Source organism: Stenotrophomonas geniculata, from assembly GCF_034508895.1.
GTDB classification, from domain to species: domain Bacteria; phylum Pseudomonadota; class Gammaproteobacteria; order Xanthomonadales; family Xanthomonadaceae; genus Stenotrophomonas; species Stenotrophomonas geniculata.
Genome location: NZ_CP140571.1, coordinates 2,452,944 through 2,476,508, shown reverse-complemented (window position 1 = coordinate 2,476,508; position 23,565 = coordinate 2,452,944). Strand labels below are relative to the sequence as shown.

21 protein-coding genes are annotated in these 23,565 nt (G+C 67.4%); 8 read left to right on the top strand and 13 right to left on the bottom strand.

All coding sequences use genetic code 11. The features are described from left to right. Window positions 1-64: 64 nt before the first annotated feature. Both RI032_RS11475 and RI032_RS11470 read right to left on the bottom strand, forming a co-directional pair. Window positions 65-859, bottom strand: a complete 795-nt coding sequence (locus RI032_RS11475) for a MetQ/NlpA family ABC transporter substrate-binding protein (protein ID WP_010481303.1) — start codon at window positions 857-859, stop codon at window positions 65-67. A 26-nt stretch (window positions 860-885) separates the two neighbouring features. Continuing rightward, a complete protein-coding gene (locus RI032_RS11470; RefSeq protein ID WP_010481302.1) occupies window positions 886-1,857 on the bottom strand; it encodes a helix-turn-helix transcriptional regulator in 972 nt (323 codons plus the stop codon). Window positions 1,858-1,938: 81 nt separating this feature from the next. Here RI032_RS11470 and RI032_RS11465 point away from each other — a divergent pair, with 81 nt between their 5' ends. Together RI032_RS11465 and RI032_RS11460 are read left to right on the top strand one after the other, a co-directional pair. Further along, entirely contained in the window at window positions 1,939-2,541 is a 603-nt protein-coding gene (locus tag RI032_RS11465; RefSeq protein ID WP_010481299.1) for a LolA family protein, read from the top strand. Window positions 2,542-2,648: 107 nt separating this feature from the next. Further along, window positions 2,649-3,425, top strand: coding sequence for a DUF481 domain-containing protein (locus tag RI032_RS11460; RefSeq protein WP_010481298.1), 777 nt, complete (start codon window positions 2,649-2,651; stop codon window positions 3,423-3,425). 72 nt (window positions 3,426-3,497) lie between these two features. Here RI032_RS11460 and hemC read toward each other — a convergent pair whose 3' ends face one another. From hemC to mdoH, 5 genes are all read right to left on the bottom strand, one after another. Then, window positions 3,498-4,409 (bottom strand): hydroxymethylbilane synthase, encoded by a 912-nt coding sequence (gene hemC / locus RI032_RS11455; protein WP_197656861.1) that lies wholly within the window; start codon window positions 4,407-4,409, stop codon window positions 3,498-3,500. Window positions 4,410-4,986: 577 nt separating this feature from the next. Beyond that, window positions 4,987-5,718, bottom strand: a complete 732-nt coding sequence (locus tag RI032_RS11450; protein WP_010481294.1) for a LytR/AlgR family response regulator transcription factor — start codon at window positions 5,716-5,718, stop codon at window positions 4,987-4,989. Between the two features lie 10 nt (window positions 5,719-5,728). Next, entirely contained in the window at window positions 5,729-6,772 is a 1,044-nt protein-coding gene (locus tag RI032_RS11445; RefSeq protein ID WP_053443558.1) for a sensor histidine kinase, read from the bottom strand. A gap of 3 nt (window positions 6,773-6,775) precedes the next feature. After that, complete coding sequence (locus RI032_RS11440) at window positions 6,776-7,435, bottom strand: alpha/beta hydrolase (protein WP_099527326.1); 660 nt, start codon at window positions 7,433-7,435, stop codon at window positions 6,776-6,778. 50 nt (window positions 7,436-7,485) lie between these two features. Continuing rightward, window positions 7,486-9,411: a glucans biosynthesis glucosyltransferase MdoH gene (gene mdoH / locus RI032_RS11435; RefSeq protein WP_197656522.1), complete on the bottom strand. Its 1,926-nt coding sequence runs from the start codon at window positions 9,409-9,411 to the stop codon at window positions 7,486-7,488. A gap of 493 nt (window positions 9,412-9,904) precedes the next feature. On the opposite strand from mdoH, the gene RI032_RS11430 reads away from it, so the two are divergent. Then, window positions 9,905-11,950, top strand: coding sequence for a TonB-dependent receptor domain-containing protein (locus RI032_RS11430; RefSeq protein WP_197656521.1), 2,046 nt, complete (start codon window positions 9,905-9,907; stop codon window positions 11,948-11,950). 60 nt (window positions 11,951-12,010) lie between these two features. Here RI032_RS11430 and RI032_RS11425 read toward each other — a convergent pair whose 3' ends face one another. Beyond that, window positions 12,011-12,181, bottom strand: coding sequence for a hypothetical protein (locus tag RI032_RS11425; protein WP_167345305.1), 171 nt, complete (start codon window positions 12,179-12,181; stop codon window positions 12,011-12,013). Between the two features lie 213 nt (window positions 12,182-12,394). Between RI032_RS11425 and RI032_RS11420 the strand changes: the two genes are divergently transcribed. After that, window positions 12,395-12,781, top strand: a complete 387-nt coding sequence (locus RI032_RS11420; protein ID WP_010481288.1) for a DUF2628 domain-containing protein — start codon at window positions 12,395-12,397, stop codon at window positions 12,779-12,781. A gap of 78 nt (window positions 12,782-12,859) precedes the next feature. Here RI032_RS11420 and RI032_RS11415 read toward each other — a convergent pair whose 3' ends face one another. From RI032_RS11415 to RI032_RS11405, 3 genes are all read right to left on the bottom strand, one after another. Then, window positions 12,860-15,391, bottom strand: coding sequence for a methyl-accepting chemotaxis protein (locus tag RI032_RS11415; RefSeq protein WP_049480184.1), 2,532 nt, complete (start codon window positions 15,389-15,391; stop codon window positions 12,860-12,862). A 209-nt stretch (window positions 15,392-15,600) separates the two neighbouring features. Beyond that, window positions 15,601-16,494, bottom strand: coding sequence for an NAD-dependent epimerase/dehydratase family protein (locus tag RI032_RS11410; RefSeq protein ID WP_049480185.1), 894 nt, complete (start codon window positions 16,492-16,494; stop codon window positions 15,601-15,603). Window positions 16,495-16,592: 98 nt separating this feature from the next. Next, complete coding sequence (locus RI032_RS11405) at window positions 16,593-17,504, bottom strand: S41 family peptidase (protein WP_197656520.1); 912 nt, start codon at window positions 17,502-17,504, stop codon at window positions 16,593-16,595. 50 nt (window positions 17,505-17,554) lie between these two features. On the opposite strand from RI032_RS11405, the gene RI032_RS11400 reads away from it, so the two are divergent. Then, complete coding sequence (locus RI032_RS11400; RefSeq protein ID WP_049452889.1) at window positions 17,555-18,019, top strand: MarR family winged helix-turn-helix transcriptional regulator; 465 nt, start codon at window positions 17,555-17,557, stop codon at window positions 18,017-18,019. A 5-nt stretch (window positions 18,020-18,024) separates the two neighbouring features. On the opposite strand, the gene RI032_RS11395 is transcribed toward RI032_RS11400, so the two are convergent. Then, window positions 18,025-19,509: a DUF4434 domain-containing protein gene (locus tag RI032_RS11395; RefSeq protein WP_322547027.1), complete on the bottom strand. Its 1,485-nt coding sequence runs from the start codon at window positions 19,507-19,509 to the stop codon at window positions 18,025-18,027. Window positions 19,510-19,716: 207 nt separating this feature from the next. Between RI032_RS11395 and RI032_RS11390 the strand changes: the two genes are divergently transcribed. The 3 genes from RI032_RS11390 (at window position 19,717) to RI032_RS11380 (ending at window position 22,081) form a co-directional block, all read left to right on the top strand. Further along, on the top strand, window positions 19,717-20,973 hold the full coding sequence (locus RI032_RS11390) for a M24 family metallopeptidase (protein ID WP_010481275.1): 1,257 nt from the start codon (window positions 19,717-19,719) through the stop codon (window positions 20,971-20,973). After that, window positions 20,966-21,640, top strand: a complete 675-nt coding sequence (locus tag RI032_RS11385; protein WP_010481273.1) for a CerR family C-terminal domain-containing protein — start codon at window positions 20,966-20,968, stop codon at window positions 21,638-21,640. The genes RI032_RS11390 and RI032_RS11385 overlap by 8 nt, the downstream gene beginning before the upstream one ends. Window positions 21,641-21,775: 135 nt before the next feature. After that, entirely contained in the window at window positions 21,776-22,081 is a 306-nt protein-coding gene (locus RI032_RS11380; protein ID WP_049480191.1) for a KGG domain-containing protein, read from the top strand. A gap of 10 nt (window positions 22,082-22,091) precedes the next feature. On the opposite strand, the gene RI032_RS11375 is transcribed toward RI032_RS11380, so the two are convergent. Next, complete coding sequence (locus tag RI032_RS11375; protein WP_197656517.1) at window positions 22,092-23,564, bottom strand: MFS transporter; 1,473 nt, start codon at window positions 23,562-23,564, stop codon at window positions 22,092-22,094. Between the last annotated feature and the right edge of the window lies 1 nt (window position 23,565).

The window sequence follows — 23,565 nt, the reverse complement described above, 5'->3', positions numbered from 1 at the left end:
GGGGTGCCGCAAAAAAGCAGAGCCGAGCATGGGCTCGGCTCTACAGGGACATTGGCGCCGGCAATCAGAACGCCGGCAGCACCGCGCCCTTGTACTTGGTCTCGATGAAGGCCTTCACCTGCGGGCTGGTCAGGGCCTTTGCCAGCTTCTGCACGCGGGCGTCGTCCTTGTTGTCCGGGCGCGCGACCAGGAAGTTCACGTACGGCGAGTCCTTGCTCTCGATCGCCAGTGCATCCTTGGTCGGGTTGAGGCCGGCGTCCAGCGCGTAGTTGGTGTTGATCAGGGCCAGGTCGACCTGGTCCAGCACGCGCGGCAGCATCGCCGAGTCCAGCTCGCGGAACTTCAGGTTCTTCGGATTGGCGGTGATGTCACGCAGGGTCGACAGCGCGTTGGTCGGATCCTTCAGCTCGATCACGCCGGCCTTGTGCAGCAGGATCAGCGCACGGCTGTTGTTGCTCGGGTCGTTCGGGATCACCACGTCGGCGCCTTCGCGCAGCTCGGCCAGCGACTTGATCTTGCGCGAGTACGCACCAAACGGCTCGATGTGCACGCCGATCACCTTCACCAGATCGGTCTTGCGGTCGCGGTTGTAGGCGTCCAGGTAAGGCTCGGTCTGGAAGTAGTTGGCGTCCACCTGCTTCTGCACCAGCTGGTCGTTGGGCTGCACGTAGTCGTTGAATACGCGCACGTCCAGATCCACGCCTTCCTGCTTGAGGATCGGCTTGACCACTTCAAGGATCTCGGCATGCGGCACGGCCGTGGCGGCCACCACCAGCTTCTGCGAGGGCTCGCCGGACGTGCCGCAGGCGGTCAGGGCCAGCGCAGCGGCGAGCAGGGGCAGCAACAGGGTCTTCTTCATGGGCGGGAGGGTTCTCGGGGGGAGTGTCAGGAGTTGTCGTAGTTGCTCAGGGCGAGCTCAAGCAGCGCCTTGGCCTGCTCGCGCAGCATCACCGGTTCGACGATCTCGGCATCCGAGCCGTAGTGCAGCACGTCCATCAGCAGCTCGCGCGAGACACTGTACGGCACCTTCAGTTCATAGCGGCCGTCGGCCAGGAAGCGGCCCTGCTGCTTGGAATGCCAGTGCTCGTCGGCCACCCAGCGCGCGGCCTTGGCGCTGAACAGGATGGTCGCCCAGCCCTTCGGCGCGCCGGAGAAGATGCCGTAGCTGGCCCCCAGCTGCTCGTCCAGTTCGCTGTCGGCCACGTCGCGGGCGGTGCTGTCGATCACCCGCGCCTTGTGGATGCGATCCACGGCAAAGCTGCGCAGCGCCTCGCGGTCATGGTCCCAGGCATCCAGGTACCAGTTGTCGCGGTAGTGGGTCAGGCGCTGCGGCGAAACGGTGCGCTTGGTCGGCTCGTCGGTGGAGCGGGCGCGGTACTCGAACGCCAGCTGGCGGCGCTCCAGCACCGCCGAAGCCACGCTGCGGAAGCTGCCTTCATCGAACTTGCGGCCACGGTGCGGAATTACCCGCACGCGGTCCACCGGCCAGCTGGAAACACCAGCCTGGGCTGCCAGCAGGCTCTCGATGCGCTGCTGCAGAGGTGCCAGCACCGAGGACAGCACGCCGCCGCCGGTCCGCGCCAGCAGGTGCTGCGAGGCCAGCAGGGCATGCAGTTCCTCCGAGCTCAGCCACAGGCCGGGCAGCTCGAAGCGGTCGCTCTCGTCGGCCTGGTAACGGAAGCCGGCCTCGCCGTCGCCCTCGATCGGTGCCATCAGCGCGTCGCGCAGGAAGGCCAGATCGCGGTAGACGGTGGCACGGGAGCAACCGAGCTTGTCCTGCAGGGTCGCCACCGTCACCGGATAGCGTGCGGACTTGAGCAGACGATGCAGGGCGGTGATGCGTTCGTATCGGTCCATACCCCCGATTATGTCCGAGTCGCGGGTCTTGTGTGGGACGTTTGGGCTATCGTGGTCGCCCCCACCCCTCTGGAACACCCGATGCGCCGGTTGCCTGCCCTGTCCCTGCTGGCCTGCCTGCTGCTGGCCGCCTGTGATCGCGCGCCCGCGCCGGCCAGCACCGACGCGCCCGTGCCTGCGGCGGATCCGGCGCAGGCGGTACTGGGCGCCAGCCAGCGCTTCTCGGCCCTGCGCAGCTTCCACGCCGAACTGGAGGTGCTGGGTGCACCGCAGCCGGTGCGCAGCGCCATGGACTTCGTCGCCCCCGACCGCTTCCGGGTGCAGACCCCGGCCGGTCCGCAGACGATCATCGGCGACACCATGTTCCTGCAGGCCGACGACGCGATCCGGCAGGTGCCGACCCCACCGGGCCTGCTCGAGCAATGGCGCAACCCGCTGCCGGCCGATGCCCTGCCCGCCGATCTGCAGGCCGAAGACCTAGGCAGCCAGTCGCTGGACGGGGTCGAGACGCGTCACTACCGCCTGCGTGGCGCGCAGCCCGGCGAACGCCTGGAGTACTGGGTGGACGCGCAGGGCCTGCCGCGGCAGATCGTCCGCAGCGGCAGCAGCAATGGCCGCAGCTTCCAGCTGCGCCTGCGCTATTCGCGCTTCAACGACCCGGCATTGCGCGTCGATCTGCCCTGAATAGGCGATCGCGGCAACGTCTGCTGAAGAAACCGTTTGGATCGATTCGGACCGCCATCACGCTTCCAGTATCATCACCGGCTGTCAACCGCTTCGGAGAAGCCCCGATGTCCCTGCGCGTGTCCCTGCTGATCCCCCTGCTGCTGTGCGCACCGCTCGCGTATGCGCAGGATGCCTCCGAACTGGCGGCGATGTCCTCGCCGTGGAGCGGCAGTGGCGGCGAGCTCGGCTTCGCTTCGGCACGCGGCAACAGCAGCACCGAGAGCTTCAACGGCCGCCTGCGCCTGCGCTACACCGATGGCGACTGGGTGCACAGCATGGACTTGGCCGGCCTGCGTTCCAGCTCCAAGGTGATCGAGACCCGCGACGACGGCTCCACCAGCCGCCGCAACAACACCACCGCCAACCGCTACACCGGCAGTGCCGGCAGCGCGCTGCAGCTGGGCGAGCACCGCCAGCTGACGGCCACGGTGCGTACCGAGCGCGATGACTTCGCCACCTACGACCGCCAGAGCTCGTTCGGTCTGGGTTACGGCACCCGCCTGTGGAACACCGAGCGTTTCTCGTTCGACGCACAGATCGGCCCCGGTGTGCGCCGCACCCACAGCACCGAGGACGACCGCACCCGCACCGGCATGATCGGCCGCGGCCTGTTCGACATGAAGTACTCGCTGACCGACAACACCGACCTGGTCAACACCCTGCTGGTCGAATCGGGTTCCTACAACACCTTCGGCCAGAACGACTTCGGGGTTTCGGTGAGCATGAACGAGCATCTGGCGCTGAAGGCCGGCTGGCAGGCGCGTTACAACAGTGACGTGGCCGAGGACAAGCGCAAGACCGATACGCTGACCACGATGAACGTGGTCTACAAGTTCAAATAAGCAGAACGGGCGCCGAGGGCGCCCGTTCTCTTTCGGTAGTGCCGGCCAGCGGCCGGCACTACCTGCGATGGTTTAGACGTTCAGCAGTTCGCCGGCACCGGCATCCAGCAGCATGTTCGCCACGCGCCGGCCCAGCGCTTCCGGGGCATTGGCCGGGCCCACCGCCTCGGCACGCACCGCACGGCCATCGCTGGCGCTGCCAACCAGCCCCTGCAGGTGCAGGTCGTCGCGCTGCCACTGCGCGATGGCCGCAACCGGTACATGGCAACTGCCATGCAACGCACGGTTCATCGCCCGCTCGGCTTCCACGCAGGCACGCGTGGCCGTGTCATCAAGCGGGGCGAACAACGCCATCAGGCGCGCATTGCCGCCATCGCACTCCACTGCCACCGCGCCCTGCGCCGGGGCCGGCAGCCACTGCGGCGGTTGCAGGCGCGCGACGATGCGCCCGCCCAGGCCCAGACGCTCCAGGCCGGCCACGGCCAGCACGATGGCGTCGTAGCCGCCGTTGTCGAGCTTGGCCAGGCGGGTGTTGACGTTGCCGCGCAGGTCCAGCAGCTCCAGGTCCGGGCGCAGCGCGCGCAGCTGGGCCTGACGACGCAGCGACGAGGTACCGACCCGCGCGCCGATCGGCAGCGCGTCCAGCGAGGCGTACAGATTGGAGACGAAGCCATCGGCGGGATCGTGGCGGGTCAGCATTGCCGGCAACGCGAACGGCGCGTCCAGTTCCATCGGCACATCCTTCAGCGAATGCACGGCGCAGTCGGCCTCGCCACGCAGCATGGCCAGCTCCAGTTCCTTCAGGAACAGGCCCTTGCCACCAATCGCGGCCAGCGAACGGTCGAGCACCTCGTCGCCGCGGGTGCTCATCGGCACCAGTTCCACATGCAGGCCGGGGTGGGCCTGGCGCAGGCGGTCGGCGACGTGTTCGCTCTGCCAGAGGGCGAGCGGGCTCTTGCGAGTGGCGATGCGGACGGTTTCCATCCGGTCATTATCGCGCCTATCGGCGGGATACGGCCAACGGCGGAGCCCCTCGTGGCTTGAAGCAGCAGCTGGGCTTGGCCGGTCGGGGTGGGCTGCGCAGGGGTCGCTGCAAGTACGTCCATGTAAGCTCGGTCGCCGCATCCATGCGGCTCACGCCCCTGCGCAGCCCACCCCGACCGGCCTCTGACAGTTTCCGTGTGCGTCAGCCACGGAAGATCAAAAGAAAAAAGAAAAAAGCAGGAGCAGAAGCAGAAGCAACAGCCGTCGGCTTCCGGGGTCAGATCCCTTTTCCGCAGGAAAAGGGATCTGACCCCTCTTCCCCCCACCCGATAACAACAATGCCTTTGCCGTCCGACACGGGAAAAGCGAGAGGGTTGGGCCGGGGTGGGGTGGCGGGACCGTTGGCGCCATGGATGGCGCCATCGAGCTTACAGGGATGTACTTGCAGCGTGTCCCGCCACCCCACCCCGGCCCGACCCCGCACGTAGAAACACCGAGCCATGACCCGCTGTTGCTGTTACCGTTGCTGTTGCTGTTGATCTCGAAGCAGTCGCGGCCGCAGGCCGCGCGGGAACACTCACAGATGCCGCAATTCCTGCTTCAACGTCGCCACGCAGCGGCGGCTGACTTCCAGCGGCTGCTTGCCATGGCGCAGCATCGCCTGCACCTGGCCGCCCGTGCCTCGTCGCAGCTCCACCAGCTCATGGCGTGCCACCAGGCAGTTGCGATGGATGCGGATGAAGCGGCTGGCGAACTCCTCCTCCAGCGACTTCAGCGACTCCTCGATCAGGTCTTCGCCGCGTGCGTGGTGCACCACCACGTACTTCTCTTCGGCCTGCAGGTAGTGGATGTCGTCCAGCGGAATCAGGCGCAGGCTGCCGCGCAGGCGCGCGCACAGCATGCTGCGGGCCTGCTGCCCGCGGTGGTCCTGCGGCTGGCCGTCGCGGCCGGCCAGGAACGTGCGTGCGCGTGCGATCGCTGCAGCCAGGCGCTCGGCACGCACCGGCTTCATCAGGTAATCGATCGCTGCCGCTTCGAAGGCCGACAGTGCATGCGCGTCGTAGGCAGTGCAGAACACCACCGCCGGGCGTGGCTCGAAGCTGGCCAGGTGGCGGGCCGCTTCCAGGCCATCCAGCCCGGGCATGGCGATATCCAGCAGGACCAGGTCCGGCTGCAGCTCCGCGCACGCGTGCAGGGCCTGCTCGCCGTTGCCGGCCTCGGCCACCACATCCACGCCGTCCTGCGCGGCCAACAGGCTGCGCAGGCGCTCGCGCGCCAGCGGTTCGTCATCGGCGATGACTACCCTCACGATCGCTCCCTCACTGGATCGGCACTGTCACCTGGCAGGCATAGTAGCCCTCGCTCCAGCCAGCCGTCATCCGCGCGGCGCTGCCGAAGCGCCAGGCCAGCCGATGGCCGATGCTGTGCTGGGCATGGCCGGCACCGCGCGCCAGGGCCAGCCCGGGGGCCTGCGGATCGGGCGCCGGATTACGCACGCGGATCTGCAGCTCATTGCCCTCGCGCGCCAGCTGCAGCTCGATGGTGCCACCCTCGGGCAGCCGCGAGATGCCATGCAGCACGGCGTTCTCCACCAGCGGCTGCAGTACCAGGCGAGGCAGGGGAAGATCCCAGGGCAGTGGCTCGTCGCGCTGCCAGCGCACCTGCAGGCGCTCACCCAGTCGAAGTGATTCGATCGACAGATAGCGCTCGGCCAGCTCGCATTCGTCACGCAGGGTGGAATCGCCCTCGCCCGCCCCCAGCGCGGCACGGAACAGATCGGACAGGTCCAGCACCGCCCGCTCGGCCACCACCGGGTCGCGATGCAGCAGGCTGGCGATCAGGTTCATGCTGTTGAACAGGAAATGCGGGCGGATCCGCGCCTGCAGCGCGTCGGCCTGTGCGCGTGCGTTGGCCTGCACCTGCGCGGCCCAGCGATCACTCACATAGAAGTAGCGCAGTGCCAACGCCGTGATCAGCGCCGTCGTCGCGGCGCTGCCCAGCGTGAAGCGCCAGAAGCTGATGCCGCGGGCGAAGTTGTCGCCAAGCACCGCGTACAGGGCATGCACGATGCCCGCGCAGACCACCGCGATCAGCGTCGCCAGTGCGATGGCCGAGACTGCCCCCAGGACCTGGGGCAACCGCGACAACGCGTTCCGCAGCAGGCACAGGCTGGCCGTCACGGCCAGCGCCAGCCACAGCGCGAAACCACTGGCCGACAGCAGTTCGCCCACGGTCCAGTGGCGGCTGCCATCCGGGGCCAGGGCCAGCACCACCACCACCAGTTCGGCCAGGCCGAGCATCGCCGCCAGCCGCGGCAGGCGGCACAGTTCCGGCATCCAGGGCGGGGCGCTGGCCGGTGACATGGCTCAGGCGGCGCCCAGGCGTTCCTGCAACCAGTCACCCAGCGCCTGGATCTCTTCGGCGCAGACCTGGTGGGCCATCGGGTAGCTGTGCCATTCCACCTCCAGGCCCATCGCCTGCAGGGCCTGCGCGCTGTGTACGGCCACCGCCTGCGGAATCACCGGGTCGCTGCTGCCATGGGCCATGAACACCGGCACCTGCACCGCTCCGTCAACGCGCTTGGCGCTCTCGGCTTCCGGCAGGTAGGTGGACAGTGCGATCAGGCCAGCCAGTGGCGCGGTGCGCGACAGCGCGGCGGTCAGGATGATCGCGCCCCCCTGCGAGAAGCCGGCCAGGAAGATCTTCTCCGGTGCGATGCCGCGCTCGATCTCGCGCGCGATCAGCGCATCCAGCTGCACCACCGATTCCTGCACGCCAGCCATGTCGGCGCGCGAACGGAAGTCCATGCCGACGATGTCGTACCAGCCACGCATTGGTACGCCGTTGTTGATCGTGATCGGCCGCACCGGCGCATGCGGGAACACGAAGCGCAGCGCCGGCCAATGCGGGCGCACCAGCTCCGGCACGATCGGCGCGAAGTCATGGCCGTCGGCGCCGAGGCCGTGCAGCCAGATCACCGACCACTGCGGCGAGACGCCGGTTTCCTGTTCCACCGTTTGCAGCATGATGCGGCTCCTTCAAGTTCGAGCCGCATTATGCCGCTGCCGCGGGACGATCAGTACAGCGGCGGTTGTTCGGCGGCTTCCCGGCGCAGCTGCGCAGCACGTACCAGCACCGGCGGCGGAATGTTCTCCTCGGGAATGTCGAGCAGGCCGAGGCGATGCAGGAAGGCACCCGGGCCGCGCGAAGACGTCAGCGCCACCACCGGTACCGCCAGCACCATGCCGATCACCACCGGCGCCATCCACGCGGCCAGCGAGGGCGATACCGCCCAGGCCAGCAAGCCCATGAAGGCACCGAACACGCCCAGGCCGCCGTAGCCGCGGATCAGCGCCAACCACGAGATGCCGCCATCGTCGCGCTGCTGTGCGTCCCAGCCGGAATCGCGGCCGGACAGCACTTCGGCCACGCCGCGCGACTGCACGTACATCACCACCGGTGCCATCAGTGCCGCCAATACGGTTTCCACCAGCATCGAGACGAACGCGCGCAGCGCGCCGCCACACCCGCGGCGGTCGACCGGGTCCAGCAGCATCGCCAGGTAACCCAGCACCTTGGGCAGCAGCAGCACCGCCATGGTCGCCGCGAACAGGCGCACCACCTGTTCCTCGTCCTGGGCCCGCCAGTACACGCTCGGCGACAGGTGCAGCAGGGCGTTGAAATCGATGCCTTCCTGGAACAGCGGGATGGCGATGCCGATCAGCATCAGCATCGCCCACATCGGCGCGGTGAAGTAATGACCGATGCCGATCAGCATGTGCATGCGGCTGATCCAGTGCAGGCCGCGGCTGCCGACCACCTTGCCGTGCTGCAGGTTGCCCTGGCACCAGCGGCGGTCGCGCACCAGCAGATCGGTCAGCGTCGGCGGACCTTCTTCATAGCTGCCCCCCAGGTACGGCACCATGTGCGCGGCCCAGCCGCCACGACGCATCAGCGCCGCTTCGACGAAGTCATGGCTGAGGACGTGGCCACCGAACGGCTTGCGCCCCGGCAGCGCCGGCAGCCCGGCCTGATCGGCAAAGGCGCGGGTGCGGATGATGGCGTTGTGGCCCCAGTAATTGCTCTCGGCACCGTGCCACCAGGCCACGCCGCGGGCGATCACCGGACCGTACACGCGGCCGCCGAACTGCTGCATGCGCGCGAACAGGGTGCGCCCACCGATCACCGACGGCAGGGTCTGGATCAGGCCGACATCGGCGTTGTGTTCCATGCCCGCGACCAGGCGCACGATGCTGTCACCGGTCATCAGGCTGTCGGCGTCGAGGATCAGCATCTGCGGGTAGGCGCCGCCGAAGCGGCGGACCCAGTCGGCGATGTTGCCGGCCTTGCGCCCGCTGTTGTCGCCACGGCGGCGGTAGAACAGCCGCGCCGGGCCATCGGGCACGCGCTCGCGCAGTTCGGCGAACACCTGCTCCTCGGCGCGTGCGATGTCTTCGCGGCGGGTATCACTGAGCACGAAGAAGTCGAACCGGTCGAGCTGGCCGGTGGCGGCCACCGACTCGTAGATCGCCTGCAGGCCGGCCAGCAGCCGGCGCGGGTCTTCGTTGTAGGTCGGCATCAGCAGCGCGGTGCGGCTGTGCACCGCCGGCAGCGGCTTGTCCGGGTCGATGCCGAGGCGGTAACCCCGGTCGAACACGGCAGTCAGGAAGCCGGCCACTGCACTGGCGAAAGACAGCGCGATCCAGGCAAACAGGCCGACAAACAGGACCAGCAGGCAGGCTTCGAGCACGCTGATGCCATTGGCCGACAGCACCCGCCACATCATCCGGGTGGCGATGGCGGTCATCGCCAGCGTGCCGCCGAAGATGTAGAACCGGCGCAGGCCGATCAGTCGCGGCGAGGTGCGGTGGCGGCGAACCTTCAGTTGGCCTTCGCGCAGGGTCTGCTCGGGCATCTGCAACGGCGATTCGGCCGGCAGCAGCGTCCAGCCGGCATCACGCCGGGACGTATCTGCTTCCGCATGGATGGTCTGCACCCCCATTGCCGCCTACTCCGCGCAGTCGGCACGGCCGGCCATCCCGGCCGGGCTGCATGCACCAAGGTTCCCGGCGCGCTTTCCCGGCGCCCGCACTTGTCCTGGCTGCGTCGGCCTCACGCCACGCAGTCGCTGTCTGTCACTACCGGAACCCACACGATCTCCAACGGGGCGGAATCGAAAATGCGGCTCAGTCTAGGGCGCCGGATGTAAGCCGAGTGCGAAGGTCTACGCCGGGATTTATCCCCATTCAGCAAACAGCAGGCGAGTGCCGGGGCATGGGTACGTATGTCACTTGGTCGCCCCAGGTACTGGATCGTAACAAACGCGAACGGTTATCATTTCATTAACCAGGCAGGTCACCGTCTTCCGCACGGCCGAGACCCACCCAGCTGCGCCGGTTCCAACCCAGCGCCCAACGACCCATGGAAGGGGGCTGCCTGCTGTCTGCGTGCGCCTGCTGCTTCCACCGGGTCCCCCTCCTCCGATGGAAGCCGTCATGTCCCTGCCGTTCCGTACCCGTTCCGCGCGCCTGCCGCGCACCCGCCTGTCCCGCGCTCTGGCCACCGCCTGCCTGCTTGCCCTGCCCGGCCTGGCCGCTGCAGAGGCCAGCGCCGATGCCTCCACCAAGGATCTGGATACCGTGGTGGTCACCGCCTCGGGCAACCAGCAATGGATCAAGGACGCGCCGGCCAGTATCAGCGTGATCAGCCGCGAGGACATCGAGCGCCAGCCGGTGCACGACCTGGCCACCCTGCTCAGCCGCGTGCCGGGCGTGACCGGTGGCCTCAGTGCGGTCGGCGAGCAGTCCAAGATCAAGCTGCGCGGCATGCCGTCCAATTACACGCTGGTGCTGGTGGACGGCAAGCGCATGGGCAGCTCGGCCTCGACCAACTACCGCCCCGACCTCGGCCGCCAGGATCTGAACTGGATCTCGCCCGACCAGATCGAACGCATCGAGGTGGTGCGCGGACCGATGTCATCGCTTTACGGCTCCGATGCCATGGGCGGCGTGATCAACATCATCACCAAGCGCATCGGTGATGACTGGAACGGCAGTGCCACGCACAGCTATACCCGCCCGGGCGATGGCAAGCGCGGTGATACCCAGCAGATCGGTGCGACCTTCTCCGGCCCGCTCGGCGAGCGCTTCGGCCTGCGCATCGGTGCCAACAGCATGCGCCGCGACTCGGACCGCTCCAACGGCGGTGTCTACGGCAACGCCTACGCCGGCGAGAAGGACCGCAACGTCGACGCGCTGCTGCAGTGGAAGCTCAGCGATGCGCAGGAACTGTCGCTGGAAGCCGGCCATGGCGTGCAGCAGGCCTTCATCGATGCCTCTCTGGAGAAGCAGGACGAAGGCGCCTGGGGTGCCAGCGAACTCAAGCGCAGTTCGCTGGCGCTCAACCACGACGGCAAGTGGAGCTTCGGCAACTCGAAGATCAGTGCGTACTGGACCGAGTACAAGAACGACATCGGTGCCACAGGCCGCTCCGAAGCCACCGATACGATCATCGAGGGCAGCCTGACCACGCCCTTCACCCTGGGGGTTGAACACCAGTTCGCCGTGGGCGGCCAATGGAAGCGCCAGGAACTGACCAACACCGACACCATCGGCCGCGCGCCGATCGACTATGCCGGCAATGCCGTCAGCGGCTCCGATCTGGAAGTGGATACCTGGGCCCTGTTCGTCGAAGACGAACTGAAGCTGCACCGCACCTTGGCGCTGACCCTCGGCGCACGTCTGGATCACCATGAGAAGTTCGGCGGCCACGTCAGCCCGCGTGCCTACCTGGTCTGGCATCCGGCCGAGCAATGGACCATCCGCGGTGGCGTTTCCAAAGGCTTCCGCGCACCCAGCCTGACCGAGAATTCGGCCACCGCCGCCACCCAGTCCGGCGGCCGAGGCTGCACCTCGCTGATCCCGCTGGGCTATACCCGCGGCGGCTGCTACATGGCCGGCAACCCGGACCTGGACCCGGAAACCAGCACCAACCGCGAGATCGGCATCAGCTTCGACAACGACCTGGTCGATGCGGGCCTGACCTACTTCCATACCGACTTCAGGAACAAGATCGAGTACGCACCGCTGGGCAGGTTCAACGGCATCTGGTGGACGCGCATGAGCAACGTGCAGCGCGCACGCACCAGCGGCATGGAAGGCAACCTCAATTTCCGCTTCGGCGAGCACTGGCGCTGGCGCACCTCGGCGACCTGGATGAAGGAAGCCAAGAACCTGACCACCGGCCGCAACCTGATCGATACTCCGGAATTCTCTGGCTATTCGTCGCTGGACTGGACGCCCAGTACGGTGTTTTCCAGCAGCCTGTCGGCGCAGTACACCGGCAAGCAGACCGGCACGGCGACGACCTTCCTCAAGGCCTACACGTTGTATGACCTGACCGCGGCCTGGAACGTCAACGAGGTACTGACCCTGCGTGGCGGCGTCAGCAACCTGGCCGACAAGAAGCTGTATGCCGAAGGCTCCACCGACTACTTCGTGGCCGGGCGCAGCTACTTCATGAGCATGACCGCGCGGTTCTGACCGGCCGCGCGCGCCGCGATCGCGCTGGCAGCACGCCAGCGCGATCGGCGGTGTTGCGGATTACTCGCTTTCCAGCGCGGCCGCGGCCGCGTTCTGCGTAGCGGCCGTGCGTGCACGGTCCATCGCTACCGCCAGTTGCTGGCGTGCGAGCAGTTGTTGTGCCTGCACCACTTCAGGTGTCGGCAGGAGCACCGGTCCCGGTGCGTTTTCCGGTGTAGCAGGTGTGGTCATGCAACCTCCATGGACATCCCGCCGCCACCCGGGTTCAGCTGGGGCAGCAGCGGAACTGCGCACCCTATCCTAAAAACAAGGCGGATGGGTGACGGTGCGGCGCCCCGCCGCACCACAAGGAACAAGGCGGGCGTCACATTTTTGACGCCGAAGCTTGGATCCTGAATAGGACTTGTCCTATCATGAAAACGTTTTCCAACAGGGATGTTTCCCATGAATACCACTGACCTGTCCCAGTTCAGCCCGAAGTGGCAGTTCCGCTTCAACTTCTTCCGCCAGCACGGCGCCCCCAAGAATCCCGGCTTCAAGCAGGCCTGGAAGGCGCTGTCCTTCGGTGACCGCCTGAAGATCAACCTGAACTTCTTTGCGTTGTTCTTCGGCGCCATCTACCTGTTGATCCTGGGCATGTGGCGCAAGGCACTGGTGTTGATCGGCATCAACATCGTGCTCGCCATCATCACCATGTTCCTTCCGGACGTGGTGGGGCGCATGCTGTTCATCGCCATGAACCTGCTCGTCGCCTCCAGCACCAACTACAGCTACTACCTGGAGAAGGTGGAAGGACGCACCAGCTGGAACCCGTTTGAAGGCATGTTCTGAGCCCTCAGAACTGCGCAGGGATGCGCGGCAAGGATGCAATCGACGCCCGGCCCCCGCCGGGCGTCTTCGTTTGCGGGATCAGGCCGCGCGGCGAGCCGTGGCCACCGGCTCGGCCTGCAGGCGGAAGCGCGAGACCGCCACCGCCAGTTGCTCGGCCTGTTCTTCCATCGCACGCGCGGCGGCACTGGCTTCCTCCACCAGCGCGGCGTTCTGCTGGGTGGTCTCGTCCATCTGCACCACGGTCTGGTTGACCTGCTCGATGCCCGCCGACTGCTCGCGAGAGGCCGCCGAGATCTCGGCCATGATCTCGTTCACTCGACCGACCTGGCCGACGATTTCCTGCATGGTGCGGCCCGCGCCGTGCACCAGCTGCGCACCGGCACCGACCTGCGCCACCGAGGCGTCGATCAGCTCCTTGATCTCCTTCGCCGCACCTGCCGAGCGCTGGGCCAGCGCGCGCACTTCGCTGGCGACCACGGCGAATCCACGCCCCTGTTCGCCGGCACGCGCCGCTTCCACCGCCGCGTTCAACGCCAGGATGTTGGTCTGGAACGCGATGCCGTCGATCACCGAAATGATCTCCGCAATGCGCTGCGACGAGGCTTCGATCTGCTCCATGGTCTGCACCACCTGGCTGACCACCTGCCCGCCTTCGCTGGCCACACCCGCTGCGGAGCCGGCCAGGGTGTTGGCCTGCAGCGCGTGGTCGGCATTCTGGCGCACCGTGGAGGTCAGCTCCTCCATCGAGGCCGCGGTCTCTTCCAGGTTCGCTGCCTGCTGCTCGGTACGGCGCGACAGGTCACTGTTGCCCGCGGCAATCTCACCCGCCGCCAGGCGGATGCTGGCCGCCGACTGCTGGATCTGGCCGACGATCTGGGTCAGCTGCTGCACGGTGCTGTTGGCATCGTCGCGCATCACCGCGAACACACCGTGGAAGTCGCCGTGCATGCGCGCGCTGAGATCGCCTGCGGCGATCGCGCGCAGCAGCGTCGACAGCTCGGCCAGGTTGTGGTCGCTGACCTGCATCATGGTGTTGAGGGTTTCCACCATGCGGCGGAAGTCGTGGTCGAAGCGCAGCGTGTCGCCGCGCACCGCGAAGTCGCCGGCGGCGGCGGCGGCGGCCAGCTGCTGGATCTGATCGTTGATCGCCGCCAGGTTGCTCTTGGTGGTGGCCATCGCAGCGGTGAACACCGCCTTCTCGCCCGGCAGCGCTTCCATGTCCACGCTCAGGTCACCCACCGCATAACGCTGCATCACCTCGACCAGGCGCTGGGTGACGGCGTTGCTGGAGGCCACCAGCTGATTGCTGTCGGCCACCATCCGGCCGTACTCGCCCGGGAACGCCGCGGCGTCCATGCGGTAGCTGAGTTCGCCGGCGTCATGGCGACGCGCCATCTCCGCCTGCGCCGCCATCACCGACTGCAGCTGACCCCGCATGCCCTGCATCGCATCCAGCAGGCGGCCCACTTCGTCGTTGCTGCGTGCCGGCAGGGTGCTGTCCAGCTTGCCTGCGGCGACGTCGCCGGCCACGCGCACGGCTTCGGCCAGTGGGCGGATCGCCAACCGGCGCAGCAGCACATAGACACCCACACTCAGCGTCAGCGCGGCCACCACACCAACCAGCAGGGTCAGCCACAGCAGCTGGCGCGCCTCGGCCACGATCACCGCGTGTGGCATCACCACGCCCAGCGCGAAGCGCTGCGGCGCATCGCCCACGCGCAGCGGCACGTACACGCGCACGTTGCCTGCCGCATCCGGAGTGAAGGCTTCGAACCGGCGGTCGGCGGCGATGTCGGCCAGCATGCTGCGGGTCAATGCGTCGTTGCGCGGCTTGCCGATCTCGGCGGCGTTCGCCGACGCCAGCACCACGCCGTTCGGCGAGAGCAGTTCAACGCGCCCGGCGCCCATCGGCTTCAGCGTGGCCAGGTGCTTCTGCAGCGCCGCCAGCGAGAAGTCCACGGTGAACACACCGAGGAACGTGCCGTTTTCGATGATCGGCGTGCTCAGCGTGCTCATCAGCACCTGCTGGCCGGCGATGTCGTAGGCATAAGGTTCACTGACCTTGGGCAGCTTGTCGCGGCTGGGCACCACGTACCAGTCGGCCGAGCCGTCAGCGGCTTCGGTGTAGTCGGTCATGGTCGACTGCTGTGGCTTGCCGTCATGCCAGGCCCAGTAGCTCATGTAGCGGCCGCTGGCATCGTGCATCTCGGCATTGGCGAACTCGGCATCCTTGCCATCGAAGGCGTCGGCTTCCCACATGGTGCTCTTGCCCAGCCATTCTGGATGGCTGCGCAGCTGCTCGCCCAGCACGGCCGCCAGGCTGGCGCGATCAGGCGCGTCACCCCGCGCACGCTGGGCGAGCACGGCCTCGACCATGGCGTCGTTGCTTGCAAAGGCGGTGCCCAGATCCGCCGCGACCTGGCGGGCTTCGGCGGTGGCTTCGCTGGCCATGGTCTGGCGCGAGGCATCGATCAGGCTGGCGCTGGCCTGGCGGTAGATCAGGAACGCGGTCAGGCCGAAGCACAGCAGCGCGATCGCAGCGGTGCCCAGCATCAGCTTGTGGGCGATGCTGCCCGGGCGGCGGGCAGCGGCGGAACGGGGAGAATGCATGGAAGGGTCCGCAAGGCAGTTCAGGACGACCGGCACCGCGAGGGCACCGCGCAGGTGCGCGATCCGTCGCGCAGGCCACCTGCCGCCGGGACCCGCCCGGCGCAGGAAGCGCACCGGGTTAGCGGCCGCCTGCGAACGAGGTTGAGGCGCTCCGCCTGCACATTCCTGAACCTGCTCAGGGTCGGGTCAGGAACCCGCCCCGTTCCGTCCTATTCGGCAACCCGATCCTTGATCCACTGCGCCCGAGGCAGCACCTCGATGCTGCCAGCCGCGTACTGCTGCAGCACGTCGTCCGGGCCGAAGCGCGGCTGCCAGCCCAGTGTGCTGCGCATCAGCGCACTGTCGTAGACGCGGTCGATGCTCAACGGCAGCGGCCAGCCGCGGCGCTCGAACTCGGCCAGCAGCAGCGGGGCGCGGCGGGCCAGCACCCGGCGGGGCTGGGTCGCCAGTTCCAGGCAATCCTCGCGCAGGAACGGTGTCGGTGCGCAGGCAATATAGCGTGCGAAGGCAGCGCCCTCATCGTGCAGCAGCGCGGCATGTGCACTGGCCACGTCGCGCGCGTCGATGCCGCGGTGCAGGCGGAACATCGCCATCCGCTCCGGTGGCTCGGGGAAGCAGCGGGCCATGCGCAGCACGCGCACGCTGAAGCCCGGTGCCGCAGCGGCTTCGGCCAACGCCTCTGCCTGCAGCTTGCTGCGATGGTAGATCGTGCGCGGCAACGGCTCGGTATCTTCATCGATCCAGCGGCATCCGCCCGCCACTACCGCATGGCCATACAGCGCCGTGGTGCTGGTCAGCACGAAGCGGCGTGCACCGGCCTCGCGGGCAGCCTGCAACAGGTGTGCGGTCGCCTCCACATTGATCTGCTGGAATACCGCATCCGGCACCAGGCCGACATGAGGTGCGTGCAGGGCGGCGGTATGGATCACCGCATCGACCCCCTGCACCGCCCGCGTCACGGCCTGACGATCGGTGACATCGGCAATGATGCGGGTGGTGGCAAATGGGCTGCGATCCAGCCCCACCACTTCGTGGGCCGCCGCCAGCGCGCCGAAGATCGCACGCCCGATCCGCCCGGAACTGCCGGTCAACAGAATCTTCATTGAGTCCATTCACTCGAAGCGCCCGGGAACTACCGGGATGCTTCGATTCTAGGCACGCTGCATGTCGTCTGCGATAGGGCGCGGTTGCAATTGTGCGTTCATTCTGGCGATGCCGATCGGGCCAGCAGCTGCCGGGCGACGAACAGCGGATCGTCACCGCCTGCCGCATCAGGCGTGACCCCGGTACGTTCCCAGTTGGTTCCGGTACGAAGGTTGATCGGCTGCCGGTCGGGAATGCTTATCTGATAGCCATCCGGCAGCAGCACAGGATCATCGAACATATGTGCCGCGCCGCCACTTCGACTCCCAACGACACGTGCCCGCCCCTGCGCCTGCAGCGAGTACGCGACGAATTCGGCGGCCGAGCCGGTGCGGCGGTCGATCAGCACCACCAGCGGCTTCAGGTACAGCCCCAGGCTCGCCGGTGGCAACGGTACCGGACTGCGTTGGCCACGTTGTTGCAGTGACTGCACCTGGTTGATCTCCGCCGCCAGCAGGGTCCGCACCAGCAGGTCCGCACTGCCGTCATCACCTCCCCCGTTCTGGCGCAGATCGAGCACCAGGCCATCGGTGTCGGCCAGCAGGGTGAAGGCCGCGGCCAGCTTCGGCCGGGCCAGATCGAGCGGATAGAAGGTGCTCAGGCGCAGGTAGCCGATGTTGCCTTCCAGCACCCGCACCTCGCGCACGCCCGCACCATTGCTGCGTGCATCCGCGCGCCAGGCCATCAGCCAGTCGTCCTGGCCGGCGCTGGCATCCACCCGCTCGACATGGAAGTGGCCATCGAACACGTCCAGGTCCTGGTTCAGGCGTGCGCTGAACACCTTCGGGTCCGCGCAGCTGTCCGCATAGCGCTGCTGGGCGGACCAGCCGCGCACCACCTCGGCAATGCGCGCGCCTTCGGCCACGTCCAGGTACTGCGCCTGTATCGCCGTGGCCGCCGCCTGCAGCACCGCGTCCTGGGCCGGGCAGGACGCCGCCAGCAGCGCGCCCAGCATCCACGAAACCACCATGACCGCACTCCACGTTGATGATATGTAATTGCTTATATATCATCGCGACCATGGATCTCCAACATGCCTCCCTGGGAACGCTGCTGCGGGCCCTGCTCGACCAGCTCGACCCGGCGGTCGAGCAGGCCTACCGCGACCTGAAGCTGGACTACCGGCCGCGCTACACCCCGGTGCTGCGCACGCTGATGGCGCAGGGCCCCTGCCGCATCAAGGACCTCGCACTGGCCTGCGGGCTCAGCCATTCGGCACTCAGCCAGACGGTTTCAGCGATGGTGCGCGACGGTTGGCTGCACGCTGCGGTCGGTGAAGACAGCCGTGAGCGCATCCTGCAGTTGAGCCCGCGCGCACTGCAGGCGCTGCCGGCGCTGCAGACGCAGTGGCAGGCCACGGCTCGCGCGGCGCGCAGCCTCGATGCCGATCTTGGACAGTCGTTGGAGCAGGTGCTGCGCGACGCACTGCAGGCGCTTGAGCAGCGGCCGTTCGCGCAGCGACTGCGCGACACACCCCAGCGCTGAGGCACCTACTGTTCGGCTGCCATCTCGATTTCACTGAGGAAGGTCCAGCTGCCATTGGCCAACCGCAGCTCGAGCGTGCGGCACTGCGCGGCCAGCGGCGCGGCATTGCCCAGCACGTATTCCTCTTCGGTCGAACCGCTCAGCCCGGCCTGGGTGAATGGCGCCGACAGCACGCCGATGCGGGTTGCGGCAGAGCCCGGCTCAGCGCACATCACCTCCACCGACGTCGGCGTGACGATACCCCAGGCCGGGCGGGTCATCGTGTGCAGGCCGATCCAGTCCACCCGCCGGCGCTGGCCGAGGTCGATGGTGATGCTGACATTGCCGTGCACGCCCACCCAGCCGGCATCCATCGGGTTGCGCGGATCCCCCACCCGGCGATCGAACAGTTCATGCCCGGTGCTGTCGGGATAGTTTGCGTCCGGCGCCGTGCTGTAGCTGTAGGTGGTCTGCACCGGATCGACACTGTAGGACGCACCGAGGCCATACAACCCGCGATAGGTGTTCATCAGCCGCGGCGATTCGCCATACCCCTGGCCGGGGCCGACCACCTCGGACATGTGGTACTGGTTGAGCCAGGCAACGCGCTTGCCGGCCGAACGCGCACTCCACAACTGCTGGTTGATGCGCTGCACCGACGCGGAGCGATAGGCACCGGACAGCCCGTTGCCGGTCTCCAGGAACAAGGGGCTGCCATGGTTGAACAGTTCGATGTCGGCCCACAGGCCGCTGGCACCCAGCGCCGCCGACAGCGCCTCGTAGTACGCCTCGGTGGAATGACCCGCGCGATCCCACTGGAACAATCGGGCATGCGAGGCAGCACCGATGCCGTCCTGCCAGATCTGCACGTCCACGCCGGTGGCTGTACGGAACTGTGCAGCAGCCCGGCCCACGCTGGCCGGATCCACGCTGGATGACGCCAGGTAGGGTGCCACCATCACCGGCCGCGAGGGTGTACTGCCTTTGAGCGCCGTCACGATCGCGCGATAGAACGACGCGCGATCAATCGGCACCTGTGCCGGCTCGTCGGTGATGTACCAGCCGGCGAACGCCGGATGCGATCCGTACTGCTGGCCAAGCTGCGCCAGCGACTGCGCCGCATCCTGTGCCACGGCCGTTGCATTCTGGCCCTGCCAGAAGGTGGCGCACTGCCCCGAACTGTAGGTGATGCCCACCACGACCTTCATGCCGCGCGCGGCTGCCGCATCGAGCACGGTGCCGAGCTTGCCGGGAAAGCCGGCAATCCATTCGAAATCCTGCACACCGCTGGCGCATCCCACGCCGGCACGGGTGGCACGCACCTGACCGAGGATGATCGTGTCGTTGCCGAGGTCCTGCAGTTCATCCAGGAACAGCGGCAATTGCGCGGCTGGCAGCTGTTCGTCGGTGGCCGAATAGCCGACGTGAACAAAGCTGCCGGACAACAGGGGGCTGGCTGCATGGACGGGGGCGATACAGGCCAGCAATGCGATCACTCCAATCCTGTTCATGTTCTACGTCCCTGTGGTGGCCAGGCAAGTGGCGTTGTCGCGCATGCTATCAACAGCGGCGGTGGCCCCATCACCATCATCGGCAGCGCTGCGCGATCGCCGACATCAGCTGCCGCTGCAGCAGCGCACATGCAAAGTCGATTCAAGTGGTTGATTCATTCATCTGCGTGATCGAGCCTGCGCGCTCCTTCCCCTGGAGTACCTCTCATGCGCACGCCGCCCGCACCGCTCAGCCTGATGGAACGCGACCGCCGCTGGGCGCTGGCCCGCGACATCATGGCCGGTGAGTGCCTCGATGCCCTGGTTGTACATGGCGACCGGGAAGCCGCCGCGCCCGCCGGCTTCTCGCCAGACTGCTACTTCACCAATGACCGGCCCGGCTCGATCGTGGTGTTCGTCGGCGACCAGCCCCCCCGGGTGTTCACCTTTGCCTCGCTGATGATTGCCGACCACCTGCAGGCCGGCCTGCGCGGCGATCTGCAATGGATCGCACCCGAACAGCTGTGGGTGGGCAAATCCGGGCAGGAGGTGGGCCGCTGGCTGCAGCAGTGTGGCCTGCACTCGGCACGTATCGGCGTGCTGGGGCTGGAGCCGTATCCGCCGTTCTACTTCGACGGCGCGATGCCTGCGCGCACCCTGCAGGGCATGCAGGCGGCAGTGCCGGGCGCGGAATTCGTACCGGTGTATCGTGCGTTCTTCCAGCGCGCCTCGGTCAAGAGTCAGGAGGAACTGGCGCTGATCGCGCATGCCGCCTGGATCGGTGAATCCATGAGCGAGGCGCTGCGTGCCACCGCTCGCCCCGGTGTTTCCGAAGCCGAACTGGTTGCCGCAGTGACCGCCACTTGTTTCTCGCTGGGAGGCTATACCGCCGAGGTGCTGCTCGGCTCGGGTCCCGAGTATGTAGGCTGGGGACCGCCCGCCTGGCAGTACCGTGCACAGCCGCCGCGCATTCTGCGCGATGGTGACCTGGTGTTGTCGGAGATCTTCGCACTGTACGGGCTGATGGAAACACAGCATCAGGCCGCGGTTGCCATCGGCGAGGTACACGACGACATCCATCGCGCCGCCGCTGTCGCCCGCAGCAGCTACGAAGCGGGCCTGTCTGCACTGCGCGTGGGCAATACCTTCGGCGACGTCGTCGACGCGATGGAAGCGCCCCTGCTGGAGGCGGGGGGTTGGCACGTGCATCCGTTGGTCCACAGCCTCAACCCCTATGGACCGGTTGGCTTTGGCCGTGCGCCGGGCATCGAAGCGCTGCCGGAGGCCGCGCGCTATGCGCACATCGCGCCGCTGCCGACTGTCGGGCGCGAACTGCCCCTGCAGGCCGGCATGTGCTTCGCCTTCGAACCGAACTGTGCATTCGGCCGGCACATGGCCAACATCGGCGGTACGGTCATCGTCGGCACGGATGCGGGTACCGCGCTGAATGAAAACTCGACACGGTTGATGCAGGCCGATGCCTGAGTTCATCGCCCACCTGCAGACACCGGCACGGCGGCGCGCGGCCGAGACGCGCAGCGGGCAGACCCGAGCCCGACTGCTGCACGCGGGGCTGCAGCTGTTCAGCGCGTTCGGCGTGGAGGGCGTGCGTACCCGCCAGCTGGTGGACATGGCTGGCTGCAGCCAATCGGCCATCCCATATCACTTCGGCGGCAAGCAGGAACTGTATGCCGCAGTGCTGCAGCGCTGTGCCCAATCCATTGCCGAACGACTGCCGCTGCCGGCAGCACCGCCGACTGGCGTGCGGCAGGCCGCGCAGCAGCTGCAGCAATTGATGCAGGTATTTGTCCATGCCTTGCTGTCGGCACCGGATGCGGGGCCACGCACGCTGCTGTTGGCGCGCGAACAGATCCAACCGACGGCCGCGTTCGCCAGCGCCCACCGTACGCTGTTCGAACCCCTGCACACCACGTTGGCCGCGTGCGTGGCGTGCCTGCGTGGCAGCGAACCAACCAGCGTCGAGACGCTGCTGCGTACCCACGCCCTGCTCGGTCAGGCGATCGTCTTCGCCGTCTCCCATGGGGCTCTGCAGGCCAGATTGAACCAGGGAGCCCCCTTGGCAGACGTAGAGACGATCGCGGCGGTGGTCGGTGGCATGGCATTGGCTGCAGCGAAGGCAGCGCCCACCTGAATGGCTGCGTGATCGGTCCCGTGCGCAGGGCGCGTGAAAACCGTGGCGAAGATGGCGACCTGGACTTAGCGTGCGATGGCCAAGCATGGAGGCCGTCGTCTACGAAGGCGGCGTCCACACTGCAGGAGATTTCACATGACTGAGCAGAACCCGCGCAGCTCCAACCGGGGCTTCGCATCAATGGACCAGGACAAGCAGCGCGCGATCGCTGCCAAGGGCGGGCGGGCCGCGCACGCCTCCGGCAACGCGCACGAATTCAGTCCGGCCGAAGCACGTGTCGCAGGCCGCAAGGGCGGCGAGGCGATCAGCCGCAACCGCCAGCACATGGCCGCGATCGGTCGTGAAGGTGGACACGCTCGCCACGCCAATGCGCGCCAGCAGCAACAGCAGCCACACGAGATCGAACGCACGGCAGAGGGCCCGCAACGCCAGCAGGGCTGACCGCTGCGCGTCAGGCCGGTGCGCGCTGGCGATACAGACCCAGCGCAGCAAGCAGGACCAGCGCACCGGCCACAGCCATCGCCCAGCCGAAACCACTGGCCATCGCACTGCGATACCACGCCAGTGTCTGCGGCGTGGCGTGCATCGAGCTTGGTTGCAGGATCAGTTCGCGCGCCTGTGCCACCAGCCCCCGCTGCCCGGCCGCCTGCGCGGAAACGGCGAAGTGCTGCACGGCGCGCTGGCCCATCAAGCTGCCCAGCAGCGCGATGCCCAGGCTCATGCCTGCCTGGCGTAACGCGTTCATCGTGGCTGAGGCGATACCCGCGCGCTCGACCGGCGCGCTGGCCATGACCGCCATGCCGGTTGCCGGCACTGCCAGCCCCATGCCAATGCCAAGCAGCACCAGCACAGCGCTGGCAAAAGCACGCGACGTAGCCGGTTCGAACGTGGCCATCGCGCACAGCGCTATTCCGGCCAGGGCGTAGCCCAGCACCAGCGCGGCATGCAGCCCGAGGTGGGCGACCAGACGACCGAACAACAGCGAGACGACCCCCATCAACAGGAACTGCGGGGCCAGCTGGGAGCCGGCCTGCGCAGCGCTGTGGCCCTGCGCCTGCTGGAAGAACAGCGACAGGAAGAACAGGCTGGCATAGGCAGTGAAGCCCAGCACGAACGATGCCAGGTTGAACATGCCGAAGCGGCGGTCGGCAAACAGGTCCAGCGGCAGCAATGGGCGTACAACCCGGCGTTCAACGATGCCGAACAGGATCAGTCCGGCGGCTGCGACGCCCAGCGCCAGCAGGGTCACCGGCGCCAGCAGGCCATGCTCGCCGATCGCGATCAGGCCATAGCTCAGCGCACCCAGCGCGACGATGCTGAGCAGCTGCCCGGCGGGGTCCAGTGCGGCGTGCTGCGGATGCCGCCGCTCCGGAATTCCCCAGGCGCCCAGTGCCAACGCGAGCAGGCCCAGCGGCAGGTTGATCAGGAAGATGCTGGGCCATCCGGCACGCTGCACCAGCACGCCGCCCAGCAGCGGGCCCAGCACCAGGGCCAGCGCACTGAACGCGGACCAGCCACCGATCGCACGTGCACGTTGGCGCGCATCGGGGAAGGCGTGGCTGAGGATCGGCATGGCGCTGGGAATCAACAATGCGCCCGCGATGCCCTGCACTGCGCGTCCAGCCACCAGGGTCGCAAGAGTGTTGGCACAGGCGCACAGCAGGGACCCCAGCGTGAAGGTGGCGACGCTGAGCAGCCACATCCGCCGATGACCGTAACGATCCCCAAGCGGCCCCGCCGACAGCATCAACGCCGACAACGCGATCGCGTAGGCGTTGATCACCCATTGCAGGCCGGCCATGTCGGTGTGCAACGCCTGCTGCAGGGCCGGCAGGGCGACGTTGACGATGCTGATGTCCAGCGAGGCGAGGAATGTGCCGAGGTAGGCGGCCAACACCAGGGCCGGACGTTGGAAACGCTGCATG

What these genes read in the sequence shown, in the direction of transcription:
- RI032_RS11475 (WP_010481303.1), bottom strand. Translation starts at nt 859, where the DNA reads ATGAAGAAGACCCTGTTGCTGCCCCTGCTCGCCGCTGCGCTGGCCCTG.
- RI032_RS11470 (WP_010481302.1), bottom strand. Translation starts at nt 1,857, where the DNA reads ATGGACCGATACGAACGCATCACCGCCCTGCATCGTCTGCTCAAGTCC.
- RI032_RS11465 (WP_010481299.1), top strand. Translation starts at nt 1,939, where the DNA reads ATGCGCCGGTTGCCTGCCCTGTCCCTGCTGGCCTGCCTGCTGCTGGCC.
- RI032_RS11460 (WP_010481298.1), top strand. Translation starts at nt 2,649, where the DNA reads ATGTCCCTGCGCGTGTCCCTGCTGATCCCCCTGCTGCTGTGCGCACCG.
- hemC (WP_197656861.1), bottom strand. Translation starts at nt 4,409, where the DNA reads ATGGAAACCGTCCGCATCGCCACTCGCAAGAGCCCGCTCGCCCTCTGG.
- RI032_RS11445 (WP_053443558.1), bottom strand. Translation starts at nt 6,772, where the DNA reads ATGTCACCGGCCAGCGCCCCGCCCTGGATGCCGGAACTGTGCCGCCTG.
- RI032_RS11440 (WP_099527326.1), bottom strand. Translation starts at nt 7,435, where the DNA reads ATGCTGCAAACGGTGGAACAGGAAACCGGCGTCTCGCCGCAGTGGTCG.
- mdoH (WP_197656522.1), bottom strand. Translation starts at nt 9,411, where the DNA reads ATGGGGGTGCAGACCATCCATGCGGAAGCAGATACGTCCCGGCGTGAT.
- RI032_RS11430 (WP_197656521.1), top strand. Translation starts at nt 9,905, where the DNA reads ATGTCCCTGCCGTTCCGTACCCGTTCCGCGCGCCTGCCGCGCACCCGC.
- RI032_RS11425 (WP_167345305.1), bottom strand. Translation starts at nt 12,181, where the DNA reads ATGACCACACCTGCTACACCGGAAAACGCACCGGGACCGGTGCTCCTG.
- RI032_RS11420 (WP_010481288.1), top strand. Translation starts at nt 12,395, where the DNA reads ATGAATACCACTGACCTGTCCCAGTTCAGCCCGAAGTGGCAGTTCCGC.
- RI032_RS11415 (WP_049480184.1), bottom strand. Translation starts at nt 15,391, where the DNA reads ATGCATTCTCCCCGTTCCGCCGCTGCCCGCCGCCCGGGCAGCATCGCC.
- RI032_RS11410 (WP_049480185.1), bottom strand. Translation starts at nt 16,494, where the DNA reads ATGAAGATTCTGTTGACCGGCAGTTCCGGGCGGATCGGGCGTGCGATC.
- RI032_RS11405 (WP_197656520.1), bottom strand. Translation starts at nt 17,504, where the DNA reads ATGGTGGTTTCGTGGATGCTGGGCGCGCTGCTGGCGGCGTCCTGCCCG.
- RI032_RS11400 (WP_049452889.1), top strand. Translation starts at nt 17,555, where the DNA reads ATGGATCTCCAACATGCCTCCCTGGGAACGCTGCTGCGGGCCCTGCTC.
- RI032_RS11395 (WP_322547027.1), bottom strand. Translation starts at nt 19,509, where the DNA reads ATGAACAGGATTGGAGTGATCGCATTGCTGGCCTGTATCGCCCCCGTC.
- RI032_RS11390 (WP_010481275.1), top strand. Translation starts at nt 19,717, where the DNA reads ATGCGCACGCCGCCCGCACCGCTCAGCCTGATGGAACGCGACCGCCGC.
- RI032_RS11385 (WP_010481273.1), top strand. Translation starts at nt 20,966, where the DNA reads ATGCCTGAGTTCATCGCCCACCTGCAGACACCGGCACGGCGGCGCGCG.
- RI032_RS11380 (WP_049480191.1), top strand. Translation starts at nt 21,776, where the DNA reads ATGACTGAGCAGAACCCGCGCAGCTCCAACCGGGGCTTCGCATCAATG.
- RI032_RS11375 (WP_197656517.1), bottom strand. Translation starts at nt 23,564, where the DNA reads ATGCAGCGTTTCCAACGTCCGGCCCTGGTGTTGGCCGCCTACCTCGGC.